Source organism: Streptococcus mitis (assembly GCF_002860865.1).
Taxonomy (GTDB): domain Bacteria; phylum Bacillota; class Bacilli; order Lactobacillales; family Streptococcaceae; genus Streptococcus; species Streptococcus mitis_AT.
On the sequence record NZ_PKIE01000005.1, the window covers coordinates 19346 to 31519 of the forward strand.

The window sequence follows — 12174 nt, forward strand, 5'->3', positions numbered from 1 at the left end:
CATAAACAAGATGGTGAGGCAAAGATGATAATTCGTTTTGAAGAAAAGGTGAGCACAGAAAACGCTCAGCTCGTATGCCAATGGTCCAACTCCCTTGGCAAATCCTTTCAAGAACAATGGATGGGACCAAGGATTTCTTTTCCCTTGACAATTCAAGTTTTGCAAGAGTTGGAAGGAATCTTTTCAATCTTTGAAGGACAAGAGTTTGTCGGGCTTATCCAGAAAATCAGGCTAGAAGACAGTAATCTTCATATTGGAAGATTTTTTATCAATCCTCAGAAACAGGGGCAAGGCTTAGGTAGGCAGGCTTTAAGGAAATTTGTTAGTTTGGTCTTTGAAAATAGAGATATAGACAGCATCTCTCTAAATGTCTTCGAGGCAAATCAAAGAGCTCAGAATCTTTACCAAAAAGAAGGATTTGAAATCGTTCAAATAGTTGAAGAACCTGTACGAAAATACATCATGAAAAAGTTGAGATAGGAAGAAACAAAGTCTTTTCCTGTGGTAGGTAGATTCCTATATATGAAATTGAAGGGATTTTAGAAAGCCAATTGGAGTGATTTTATCCATGATGGGGAAATGATCTGGATAAAAATGATTGAGAAATAGTTGCTAAAAAAGCGTTTGCATGATACTATATATTGAAAGGAGGTGATAATATGGTAGAACAAAGAAAATCAATTACCATGAAAGATGTTGCTTTAGAAGCAGGAGTTAGTGTTGGAACAGTTTCACGTGTGATTAATAAAGAAAAAGGCATTAAAGAAGTAACTTTGAAAAAAGTGGAACAAGCGATTAAAACTTTGAATTACATTCCAGATTACTATGCTAGAGGAATGAAGAAAAATCGAACAGAAACGATTGCAATCATTGTACCAAGTATCTGGCATCCCTTCTTTTCAGAATTTGCTATGCATGTGGAAAATGAAGTCTATAAGAGGAATAATAAATTACTCTTATGTTCTATAAATGGTACAAATCGAGAGCAAGACTACCTGGAGATGTTGCGTCATAATAAAGTTGATGGAGTGGTTGCCATTACCTATAGTCCAATTGAACATTACCTGTCGTCAGGAATTCCCTTTGTCAGTATTGACCGTACATACTCAGATATTGCCATTCCTTGTGTTTCATCAGATAATGATGCAGGTGGAAGAGAAGCAGCTAAACAATTAATTAGTAAAGGATGTCAGCACTTAGCCTTTGTGGGTGGACATAATACAACCATTAATGAAACCAAACGTCGTAGAATTTCATTTGAAAAGTATGTCCAAGAGCATAAAATACCTCTTAGTATTTTTGATTTGGATGAGACAGTTACTGACTATCATGGGAAGCTAGAGAGTTTCTTGGAAGAAAATTCTTCTATAGATGGAATTTTTACAATCAACGATTTTACAGCTTTGGATGTGATTGAAATTCTAGAAAAGAATGGCAAACGTATTCCTCATGATGTCCAAATTATTGGATACGATGGAATTAAAATGGCTGGAGACAGAGATTATCTACTTTCAACAATTGAGCAACCCCTGGAGGAAATGGCTAGAGAAGCTGTACGAATCCTATTTGATATCATAGAAGGAAAGGCTGTTAATTTGCAGACAATCCTACCAGTGAAATTTGTTGAAGGAAAAACAACAAAAAATGAAAATAAGTCTTGACAGAAAGCGCTATCAATGATAGAATAAATTCAGATAAAAAAGATTTATTTTTTAGAACAAAAATGAAACGTTTCAAAAATAAAATAAATAGACAGCGCCAAGCGTTATCTTTTTAAAACAAAAAATGAAACGTTTCAAAAAAGGAGGTTGCTATGAATAGCAAAGCGAAGCAAGTTTCTCTTTGGGAAAGAATCAAGAAACAAAAACTCTTGTTATTGATGACTGTCCCTGGTTTAGTTTTAACCTTTATCTTTAAATACATTCCTATGTATGGGGTTTTAATCGCATTTAAAGATTACAATCCCTTAAAAGGAATTTTAGGGAGTGATTGGATTGGTTTTTCTGAGTTTACAAAATTCATATCCTCTCCCAACTTTGGTATCTTGTTAGCCAATACTTTAAAATTAAGTATCTATGGTTTATTGCTTGGCTTTTTACCACCAATCATTCTTGCTATTATGCTCAATCAACTCTTGAGTGAAAAAGTCAAAAAACGAATTCAGCTCATTTTATACGCACCAAACTTTATCTCAGTCGTTGTTATCGTTGGTATGATTTTCCTTTTCTTTTCAGTGGGAGGGCCAATCAACAATTTTCTCTCTATGTTTGGAATAAAGGCTGACTTCTTGACAAATCCAGACTTCTTTAGACCTTTATACATCTTTAGTGGTATCTGGCAAGGAATGGGCTGGGCTTCAACGCTCTACACAGCAACATTAGTAAATGTAGATCCAGCTTTAGTAGAAGCAGCAAGACTGGATGGAGCCAATATCTTCCAACGAATCTGGCACATTGATATTCCAGCTCTTAAGCCCATTATGGTTATCCAATTTGTTTTAGCTGCAGGTGGAATTATGAATGTCGGTTATGAAAAAGCATTCTTAATGCAGACATCGTTAAATTTGCCAACTTCTGAAATTATCTCTACGTATGTCTATAAAGTTGGTCTTGTATCAGGAGACTATTCTTACTCAACAGCGGTTGGTTTGTTTAATGCAGTGATTAACGTAGTATTGCTTGTTGCAGTTAACCAAATCGTTAAACGCATGAATAATGGTGAAGGAATTTAAGGAGGGAAGCATGAAAAATTCGATTATGGATACCAAATTTGATAGACGTATCTTACTCTTAAATAAAATCATTATTGTCTTTATCGTTTTGATAACCTTACTTCCTTTACTTTATATCGTCGTAGCATCCTTTATGGATCCTAAGGTTCTGGTTAGTAGAGGGATTAGCTTTAATCCATCCGATTGGACGGTAGAAGGTTACCAGCGTGTATTCAGTGACCAATCTATTCTAAGAGGTTTTATCAATTCCCTGCTTTATTCTTTTGGCTTTGCAGCTTTAACAGTATTGCTATCTGTGTTTACAGCTTATCCTCTTTCCAAAAAAGATTTGGTAGGGCGCCGTTGGATTAACTACTTCTTGATTGTAACCATGTTCTTTGGTGGTGGTTTAGTCCCAACTTACTTGCTCGTAAAAGAATTGGGAATGCTAAATACTCCATGGGCTATCATTATTCCCGGTGCTGTCAATGTTTGGAATATTATTCTTGCTAGGGCTTATTTCCAAGGATTGCCTGAAGAATTGGTAGAAGCAGCCGTCATTGATGGTGCAAATGATTTACAGATTTTCTTCAAAATCATGCTTCCTCTTGCAAAACCAATTATGTTTGTTCTCTTCCTCTATGCTTTTGTAGGACAGTGGAACTCATACTTTGATGCAATGATTTATATCAAGGATCCAAACTTGGAACCATTGCAACTTGTACTTCGTAAAATTCTCATTCAGAGCCAACCAGGTCAAGACATGATTGGAGCACAAGCGGCTATGAATGAAATGAAACGTTTAGCTGAATTGATTAAATACGCAACTATTGTCATTTCCAGCTTGCCATTGATTGTTATGTATCCATTCTTCCAAAAATACTTTGATAAAGGAATTATGGCTGGTTCACTTAAAGGATAAAAAAAGAAAAAATAAAAGGAGTTTTCTCATGAAATTCAAAACATTCTCAAAATCAGCAGTTTTGTTGACAGCTAGTTTAGCAGTACTTGCAGCCTGTGGCTCAAAAAATACAGCTTCAAGTCCCGATTATAAGTTGGAAGGTGTAACATTCCCGCTTCAAGAAAAGAAAACATTGAAGTTTATGACAGCCAGTTCACCGTTAGCTCCTAAAGATCCAAATGAAAAGCTAATTTTGCAACGTTTGGAAAAGGAAACAGGAGTTCATATTGATTGGACCAACTACCAATCCGACTTTGCAGAAAAACGTAACTTGGATATTTCTAGTGGCGATCTACCAGATGCTATCCACAATGACGGAGCTTCAGATGTGGACTTGATGAACTGGGCTAAAAAAGGTGTTATTATTCCAGTTGAAGATTTGATTGATAAATACATGCCAAATCTTAAGAAAATTTTGGATGAGAAACCAGAATACAAGGCTTTAATGACCGCACCTGATGGCCATATTTACTCATTTCCATGGATTGAAGAACTTGGAGCTGGTAAAGAGTCTATTCATAGCGTCAACGATATGGCTTGGATTAACAAAGATTGGCTTAAGAAACTTGGTCTTGAAATGCCAAAAACTACTGATGATTTGATTAAAGTCCTAGAAGCTTTCAAAAACGGGGATCCAAATGGAAATGGAGAGGCTGATGAAATTCCATTTACATTTATTAGTGGTAACGGAAACGAAGATTTTAAATTCCTATTTGCTGCATTTGGTATAGGGGATAACGATGATCATTTAGTAGTTGGAAATGACGGTAAAGTTGACTTCACAGCAGATAACGACGACTATAAAGAAGGTGTGAAATTCATCCGTCAATTACAAGAAAAAGGCTTGATCGATAAGGAAGCCTTCGAACATGATTGGAATAGTTACATTGCTAAAGGTCATGATCAGAAATTTGGTGTTTACTTTACATGGGATAAGAGTAATGTTACTGGAAGTAATGAAAGTTATGATGTTTTACCAGTACTTGCTGGACCAAGTGGTCAAAAACACGTAGCTCGTACAAACGGTATGGGATTTGCACGTGACAAGATGGTTATTACCAGTGTAAACAAAAACCTAGAATTGACAGCTAAATGGATTGATGCACAATACGCTCCACTCCAATCTGTTCAAAATAACTGGGGAACTTACGGAGATGACAAACAACAAAACATCTTTGAATTGGATCAAGCGTCAAATAGTCTAAAACACTTACCACTAAACGGAACTGCACCAGCAGAACTTCGTCAAAAGACTGAAGTAGGGGGACCACTAGCTATTCTAGATTCATACTATGGTAAAGTGACAACTATGCCAGATGATGCCAAATGGCGTTTGGATCTTATCAAAGAATATTATGTTCCTTACATGAGCAATGACAATAACTATCCAAGAGTCTTTATGACACAGGAAGATCTGGATAAGATTGCCCACATCGAGGCAGATATGAATGACTATATCTACCGTAAGCGCGCTGAATGGATTGTAAATGGCAATATTGATGCTGAGTGGGATGATTACAAGAAAGAACTTGAAAAATACGGACTTTCAGATTACCTCGCTATTAAACAAAAATACTACGACCAATACCAAGCAAACAAAAACTAGAGGTTGATTATGGGAGATAAGAAATACACAGTAGAAAAAGCAAATCGTTTTATAGCAGAAAATAAACATCTCGTAAATACTCAGTATAAGCCTGAAGAACATTTTTCAGCTGAGATTGGTTGGATCAATGATCCAAATGGATTTGTCTATTTTCGTGGAGAATACCATCTCTTTTATCAATTCTATCCTTATGATAGTGTTTGGGGGCCTATGCACTGGGGACATGCTAAAAGTAAGGACTTGGTGACTTGGGAGCACTTGCCAGTGGCACTTGCTCCTGACCAAGATTATGACCGCAATGGATGTTTCTCAGGTTCTGCAATTGTCAAGGATGATCGCCTATGGCTCATGTATACTGGACATATCGAAGAAGAAACAGGTGTTCGTCAAGTGCAAAATATGGCATTTTCAGACGACGGGATTCACTTTGAAAAGATTGAACAAAATCCAGTTGCAACTGGAGCAGACCTGCCAGATGAGTTGATTGCTGCTGATTTCCGTGATCCAAAACTCTTTGAAAAATATGGACGCCATTACTCCGTAGTAGCTGCCAAACACAAGGATAATGTGGGCTGTATCGTTCTACTAGGGTCCGATAACCTAGTAGAATGGCAGTTCGAATCCATCTTTTTAAAAGGGATAGAACACCAAGGCTTTATGTGGGAATGCCCAGATTACTTTGAGTTAGATGGGAAGGATTGCCTTATTATGTCACCCATGCGTTATCAACGTGAGGGAGACTCATATCATAACATCAACTCATCGGTTTTGTTCACGGGTAAGGTAGATTGGGGAGAAAAACGTTTTATCCCAGAATCAGTTCAAGAAATTGATCATGGCCAAGACTTCTATGCGCCACAAACATTGTTGGACGATCAAAATCGTCGTGTCTTGATTGCTTGGATGCAGACATGGGGGCGCACCCTTCCAACCCATGATCAAGAACACAAGTGGGCATGTGCCATGACTTTACCTAGAATTCTAAGATTGGAAAATGGCAAACTAAGACAATTCCCTGTTAAAAAAGGCCAATATCAAATCCAAATAGATAAAGATTGTCATTACCGCTTAGGAAATGATACAGATTATCTTGAATTTGGTTATGACAGTAATGCGCAGCAAGTTTACATTGATCGTAGCCATCTTGTTCAAAAAATTCTAGGTGAAGAAGAACAGGACACTAGTCGACGGTATGTAGATCTTGAAGCTAAAGAATTGGAAGTTATTCTAGATAAAAATTCCATCGAAATTTTTGTCAATCAAGGTGAAGCAAGCTTGACTGCAACTTATTACTTAACAGTGCCAGCTGAGCTATCACGAATCGATTAAAAAATAAGTTATTTCTCCTAAAGAAAAAGTTCTCTTTCTAGCAAAATGGAAAGAGAATTTTTTTCTAATTTATCTGAGAATGTTTCTGTTTAAACATCTCAATCTTATCATCGCAATAAGCGATTAAATCTCGAGTTTTCTCAAAAGTATAGCTTTTTTCAGATACAGATTTCACTTTCTTCTCATCAAAATAGTAGCCAGTCAAACCAGTAATTTCTTCTGAAAAGGTAAGGTAGTAGCCTGTTTCAATCCCCTCATCTAGATTTTTGGAAAATGACTTCATCAAGCGTCCGAAGAGAGACTTTTTCGTCTTTTCATCACTGGAATAATTCCCTAAGTTTGTTGAAATTAAGCCAGGATGGTAAGAATTGATGGTGATATTTGAACCTCTTAAAAAGAAGTCTCTTGCCAGATAACGTGTCATCCAAATAGTGTAAAGTTTGGAATTATTGTAGGCCAATCCTGGATTATAGTTGTTCTCAAATCCAAAGTCTAAATCCTTGACCTTGGCAAAATGATGCATATAGGAAGAAGTATTAATGACACGGCCGTCAGCCGCTTCTTCTAACAAGGGACTTAGTTCAGTTGTTAAAATATAGGGAACCAGAACAGATAACATCAAGGTCAACTCGACATTTTCAGCACTCGCTTTTCGTTCTTTTCCAGCATACAGTCCTGCATTGTTAAACAAGACATCAATACTTTGAAAGTCTCGCTTGATTTCCTCCAGAAATCGATAAACATCATCTAATTTTGAAAAATCTGCAAGGTAGCTAGAAACTCTGCCTCTCAAGGAAACTGCCCGAACCTCTTGAAGCGCCAGCTCAAGTTTTTGGGGATTTCGACCATGGAGGATGACATGATGGCCTTCACTGGCCAATTTCTTTGCCAAATGTTTACCGATACCGTCAGTAGCACCTGTAATCAGAATCGTTTTGACCATATTAGTCCTCCAAGAAGGCCAGTAGTTCTTTTGAAAATTCCTCTGCATATTGGAAAATCGAACCGTGTCCAGCATTTGGATAGATGATCAGCTTACTATTTTCGATTTTTGCATGCATATCATAAGAATTCTCCGTTGGAACCTGCATATCCTTATCCCCGTTGACGATTAAGGTTGGTTGGGTGATGAATTGAAGGTCGTCCTGCGAATCTTTTCCCCAACGTTTAATAGCTTTGAGTTGAGTTAGGAATCCTGGTAGGTTCATGTCTTTATCCGCAAATTCCTTTGTTCTCATCCCCATTCGTCCTAGGACTTTCAAAGCTTCAATTTTCCCTTGTTCATCATGATTATAGAAGATATAGCGTTTAGGATCGATGCGTTCGAGTCCAGCTTTAAACATATAGTTAAAGGTTTTCCCTGTGACCTTATCGACTTCTTTTCCACCTCGAGGTCCTGTGCCAGCCAAGATTAAACGATTGACTAGAGTAGGATTTATTCGGACGATTTCTTGGGCAATCATACCTCCCATAGAAAGGCCAAGAAGATTGATTTTATCGTAACCAAGCGCTTCTACAAAGTCAATTGTCTGCTTAGCCATTCCAGGAATAGTCGGAGCAACTTTGCCTTGACTGGCTCCAACACCAGGAAGATCGACTACAATGACATGGTGCTTTTCAGCAATCAAGTCTAAGAGTTTAGGATCCCAGTTATCGAGAGTTGCTGCCAAATGAACCAGCATGATGAGAGGGAGTTGAGATTTGTCTTTACTAAGTTCGCGATAAGCGATTTTGTTCCCGTCTACTGTGATGAATTGATTTTTTGTAGTAAGATATGACATTGTGTTTTCCTTTTTATTTCTTAAAGCTGAGAACTGTTTTTCCACTAGAGCGACCATTAGCGACTTTGTCTAAGGCGCTATTTACCTGTTCAAATGGATAAACTGTATCGATAGAGGGTTTGATTTCTAATTTGCTAAAGAGGTCAGCTACCTCTTGTAATTGATCACCATTGCTTTCTACAAAGATAAAATGGTAGTGGATGCCATATTTTTCCGCCATCTTATCAAATTTGCGACCTGCTAAGCCAAGAATAATCTGTTTCCATTTTGGTAGATTTATGCGTTTGGCAAAGGCACCGTTTGGCATGGCACGAAGGGAAACAAGATGACCACCTTTTTTCATGATAGACATTTGTTTTTCAGTTTCAGCCCCACCAAGAGTATCGAGGACATAATCAACCTGGCTAACAGTTTTTGTATAATCCTCTGTTTTGTAATCGATAAATCTATCTGCTCCTAGTTTCAACACACGCTCAGCACTATCTCCAGAACCGTTGGTAATGACCTTCAAACCTTTGGCCTTGGCAATCGGAATGGTCATTCCACCAACTCCTCCAGTACCACCAGAAATAAAGATTGTTTTCCCAGCTTGAGCGCCCATGAGGTCAAGAGCCTGCATAATGGTCAAGGCAGTAAGCGGAACAGCAGCAGCCTCCTCGTCTGATAGATAGTCTGGAACCTTGGCTAAGGCTTGGCTATCGACAGCTACGTATTCTGCAAAGGCACCGATATAATCAAGTGGCAGACGGCCAAAGACACGATCTCCTACCTGAAAGTTGTTAACTTTCTTGCCAATGCTTTCAACGATTCCAACGACCTCATTACCTGCAGTTTGAGGAAGTTTGTAAGGAACAATCATCTTAACCTCACCACGAGAGATCATGTTATCGAGAGGATTAACTCCAGCTGCGGTGACTTTCACCAAGACTTGTTTGTCTGTAATACTTGGTTTAGCGATTTCTGTGATGTTCAGTGTGATATTGTTTTTGTTATAAGTAGTGTGTTGTGCAACTTTCATGTGTTTTCTCTTTTCTTTTTTTATATAATTAAATGACTTGTATTTGATACAAGTTCATGTTGTTTCCAGTAAAAACTGACTTGCTATCAAATCAGTTTCGGACTTGTTTGGCTTGTTTGTATAGATTGTCAATGACATCTTCTAAAGTTTGATTTGCTAATTCCTTCTCTAATTGAGATTCGGCACTAGCGAAAAGTGGTGAAACTGCTCCTTGGATATGTTTTCCAACGGGACAATCGGGATTACTATTTTGATGAACAGGGAATAAACTAATGTGATTGATTTCTTGAGTAGCATAGTAGATCTCTAGTAAAGTCATTTTCTTTGGAGACTTACTGAGTTGATAGCCTGTTTTTCCTTGCTGGGAATGAATCAAATCTGCATTTTTCAATAAAGCAATCACCTTTCGAATGTAACTAGCGTTAGTCCCAACACTAATAGCTAGTGCTTGAGAACTTAAGGTTTCCTTGCTCTCACTAATCATTGTTAAGATATGCAAAGCAACTGAGAATTTTGTATCCATCTGAACTCCTCTTTTGATAAACTTGTATCAGGTACAAGAACAAGTATATCGTAAATCAAACTCCATAGCAAGACTTTTGTTTTAAATTTTTTAAAAATTTAAGTGCAATCAGATTAGAGCTGTCTGGAAAGGGTGTTTACAAAATTATATCTTTAATATCCATTGGTTGACCAAAAGTAGAACAGATACGAAAAAAACCTTGATTCCAAGGCTTTTCCTGTTGTATGTAGATGCCCCCTACATGGATTTGTAAGAACTTTTCATATTGAAAATAAACAAAAATGTTGAAATATAGCTGATTTTAGGGAAATACTTTTAGGTGTTTTCAATGTCAGGATTTAAAAATGGGGCAAAAGTGGGGCAAAAACGAATGACTCGTATTTGGTTTGAAAACCTATAATACCTAATGATTATGCTATTCTAGATATATAGTTTTGTTATAAATAAATGTCAGTGCGAGATCAAATTGGAGGATAAAATGGAAAAACAAATTAATGAAAAAAAAGCCTTGGTTCCCAAAGCTTTTTAATCTTATAAACTCATTAAAACAACTCCCAGTAAGGTGTGGAATGTTTTTTAGTCTGTGTCATATAAAAATAAATAGAATGAATAGCTATAGCTAGAGCTAAAATGGTTGTAATACTTACTACTATTATAGGATTAGAAGCAAAGATTAAAGAGAGAATCAAGGCAGCCAGATAGAGTGTAGCTTGGACACAGTAGTAACTTTTCGAATAGCGAAGATAGTGTTTGTTATAGGGCCCATTTGCTAGGACAGCAGCTTGGAAGAGGCCAATTCCGATATAAAAGAAGCTGGTTGCAAAGAGAAGATTAGTTTCAGGATTCAGAAGAAAACTCATCGAAACGGTCATCATAAGAAGTCCAATGAAAATAGGATAGTGACTGTAAATTAGAAATAGTCCCTTTTGATTAGATTCTTCATCAATAGCATGGTCGAATTGAACAAAATAAAACAAGAACAGAGAAAGCATAATAATGAAATAAAGAACCGAATAAATCGAGAAATTCTCGATTGTAAAGAAGCTAACTAGCCCCATAATCATCTCTCCAAACGTAATAATGACAAGAAGGGAGATGCGCTCGATTAAATGGGGGAGAACTATCTGGAAATGATCATCTTTACTAATCGAGGTAATTGGCGTAATAAATGTTAGCAGAATACTAACATAAAGGATATAGACTCCAATGTAAATAGGAAGAAGAGCTGCTAGATAGATTTCTAAACTTCGTAGACCTGTTATCCATAGAAAACCTTTGATACTTTCCCTATGAACATTATCGGTTGATTTTTTAAAAAACTCAACCAAATATTGAAAAAATAAGGTAAGGGTTAATGTACCAATAGCCCAACAGACATAATGAAAATATTGTTGCCAATCATCTTTAATCAAATTGGATATAAAGAGTAAAAGTCCCATATTGATAAACATGATTAGCATGTTAAATAAAGAGTTCTTTCCATAGCGATTGGTATAAACGGTTTGAATCATCCAGGCATTGATGAGAAGCAAGACAGACATGAAAAAATCAAGCAAAGAATTCCAAGTCAAAATACCGTTATGAAGATGGTGAATTAAAGCAGTTACTTTTGAAATCGCAAAAACAAAAACTAGATCATAAAAAAGTTCTGAATAATTTACACGTTTATGTTTAACAAGAGTTGTCATCTTAAGACCTTTCTATTTTAGAAGTACAATTTATTATAACAGAAAATGGTAATAAAAAAAAAGGAGATGCTTAAATAACTTCATGTGACGCGAATGAACTGCGCCACAAAAGTTAGGTTTTTTCTGTCTAACTTTTGGGGTGCAGTTCAGAAGGGGTGTTTTTTCTATCGTTTTTTAGTGCTAAGACTACACAAAAAAGCCTTGATTCCAAGGCTTTTTCCTGTTGATTTAGATGCCCCCTACAGGGATTTGGAAAGGACTTTCATATTGAGAGCAATTAAAAATATTGAAATATAAGTGATTTTAGGTATTTTCAATGTCATGATTTAAAAATGGGACAAAAGTGGGGCAAAAACCATACAGATTCTAAACTGTATGGTTCTTTTTTTATCTAACCAAGAAAGGTTAAAACTTATTAAAACAAATGCAATCAACTGTTGAAAACTTTTTAGTCCGTGTAATATAAAAACAAGTAAAAAGTTGAACTATAGGGAATATTGTGTCATAATAGGTAATAGATGAATAATTAATAGATTGGAAATAATGCTTTCTTACCTT

The 12174-nt window shown here is 36.6% G+C and carries 11 protein-coding genes; 6 read left to right on the top strand and 5 right to left on the bottom strand.

The genetic code is table 11. The features are described 5' to 3' along the window. Window positions 1–24: 24 nt before the first annotated feature. The 6 genes from CYK18_RS07735 to CYK18_RS07760 all read left to right on the top strand — a co-directional run bounded on the left by CYK18_RS07735 (window position 25) and on the right by CYK18_RS07760 (window position 6606). Complete coding sequence (locus CYK18_RS07735; RefSeq protein WP_101785986.1) at window positions 25–480, top strand: GNAT family N-acetyltransferase; 456 nt, start codon at window positions 25–27, stop codon at window positions 478–480. A gap of 179 nt (window positions 481–659) precedes the next feature. Beyond that, window positions 660–1661: a LacI family DNA-binding transcriptional regulator gene (locus tag CYK18_RS07740; protein WP_101785988.1), complete on the top strand. Its 1002-nt coding sequence runs from the start codon at window positions 660–662 to the stop codon at window positions 1659–1661. Window positions 1662–1813: 152 nt separating this feature from the next. Next, the gene (locus CYK18_RS07745) at window positions 1814–2731 is read left to right on the top strand and encodes an ABC transporter permease (RefSeq protein WP_045605839.1); all 918 of its coding nucleotides are present in this window, start codon (window positions 1814–1816) and stop codon (window positions 2729–2731) included. Between the two features lie 10 nt (window positions 2732–2741). Beyond that, entirely contained in the window at window positions 2742–3632 is an 891-nt protein-coding gene (locus CYK18_RS07750; RefSeq protein WP_101785990.1) for a carbohydrate ABC transporter permease, read from the top strand. Between the two features lie 28 nt (window positions 3633–3660). Further along, window positions 3661–5277: an ABC transporter substrate-binding protein gene (locus CYK18_RS07755; protein ID WP_101785991.1), complete on the top strand. Its 1617-nt coding sequence runs from the start codon at window positions 3661–3663 to the stop codon at window positions 5275–5277. 9 nt (window positions 5278–5286) lie between these two features. After that, window positions 5287–6606, top strand: coding sequence for a glycoside hydrolase family 32 protein (locus CYK18_RS07760; RefSeq protein ID WP_101785993.1), 1320 nt, complete (start codon window positions 5287–5289; stop codon window positions 6604–6606). A 64-nt stretch (window positions 6607–6670) separates the two neighbouring features. Here the strand turns inward: CYK18_RS07760 and CYK18_RS07765 are convergent, their stop codons facing one another. The 5 genes from CYK18_RS07765 to CYK18_RS07785 form a co-directional block, all read right to left on the bottom strand. Further along, window positions 6671–7549: an SDR family NAD(P)-dependent oxidoreductase gene (locus CYK18_RS07765; RefSeq protein WP_101785995.1), complete on the bottom strand. Its 879-nt coding sequence runs from the start codon at window positions 7547–7549 to the stop codon at window positions 6671–6673. Window position 7550: 1 nt separating this feature from the next. Then, a complete protein-coding gene (locus tag CYK18_RS07770) occupies window positions 7551–8387 on the bottom strand; it encodes an alpha/beta fold hydrolase (RefSeq protein WP_101785997.1) in 837 nt (278 codons plus the stop codon). A gap of 13 nt (window positions 8388–8400) precedes the next feature. Further along, entirely contained in the window at window positions 8401–9405 is a 1005-nt protein-coding gene (locus CYK18_RS07775; RefSeq protein WP_101785999.1) for an NADP-dependent oxidoreductase, read from the bottom strand. A gap of 91 nt (window positions 9406–9496) precedes the next feature. Beyond that, window positions 9497–9928, bottom strand: coding sequence for an Rrf2 family transcriptional regulator (locus CYK18_RS07780; RefSeq protein WP_000379854.1), 432 nt, complete (start codon window positions 9926–9928; stop codon window positions 9497–9499). A gap of 542 nt (window positions 9929–10470) precedes the next feature. Next, window positions 10471–11616, bottom strand: a complete 1146-nt coding sequence (locus CYK18_RS07785; RefSeq protein ID WP_049551728.1) for a low temperature requirement protein A — start codon at window positions 11614–11616, stop codon at window positions 10471–10473. Window positions 11617–12174 lie beyond the last annotated feature (558 nt).

What these genes read in the sequence shown, in the direction of transcription:
- CYK18_RS07760 (WP_101785993.1), top strand. Translation starts at nt 5,287, where the DNA reads ATGGGAGATAAGAAATACACAGTAGAAAAAGCAAATCGTTTTATAGCA.
- CYK18_RS07755 (WP_101785991.1), top strand. Translation starts at nt 3,661, where the DNA reads ATGAAATTCAAAACATTCTCAAAATCAGCAGTTTTGTTGACAGCTAGT.
- CYK18_RS07740 (WP_101785988.1), top strand. Translation starts at nt 660, where the DNA reads ATGGTAGAACAAAGAAAATCAATTACCATGAAAGATGTTGCTTTAGAA.
- CYK18_RS07750 (WP_101785990.1), top strand. Translation starts at nt 2,742, where the DNA reads ATGAAAAATTCGATTATGGATACCAAATTTGATAGACGTATCTTACTC.
- CYK18_RS07785 (WP_049551728.1), bottom strand. Translation starts at nt 11,616, where the DNA reads ATGACAACTCTTGTTAAACATAAACGTGTAAATTATTCAGAACTTTTT.
- CYK18_RS07765 (WP_101785995.1), bottom strand. Translation starts at nt 7,549, where the DNA reads ATGGTCAAAACGATTCTGATTACAGGTGCTACTGACGGTATCGGTAAA.
- CYK18_RS07780 (WP_000379854.1), bottom strand. Translation starts at nt 9,928, where the DNA reads ATGGATACAAAATTCTCAGTTGCTTTGCATATCTTAACAATGATTAGT.
- CYK18_RS07770 (WP_101785997.1), bottom strand. Translation starts at nt 8,387, where the DNA reads ATGTCATATCTTACTACAAAAAATCAATTCATCACAGTAGACGGGAAC.
- CYK18_RS07775 (WP_101785999.1), bottom strand. Translation starts at nt 9,405, where the DNA reads ATGAAAGTTGCACAACACACTACTTATAACAAAAACAATATCACACTG.
- CYK18_RS07735 (WP_101785986.1), top strand. Translation starts at nt 25, where the DNA reads ATGATAATTCGTTTTGAAGAAAAGGTGAGCACAGAAAACGCTCAGCTC.
- CYK18_RS07745 (WP_045605839.1), top strand. Translation starts at nt 1,814, where the DNA reads ATGAATAGCAAAGCGAAGCAAGTTTCTCTTTGGGAAAGAATCAAGAAA.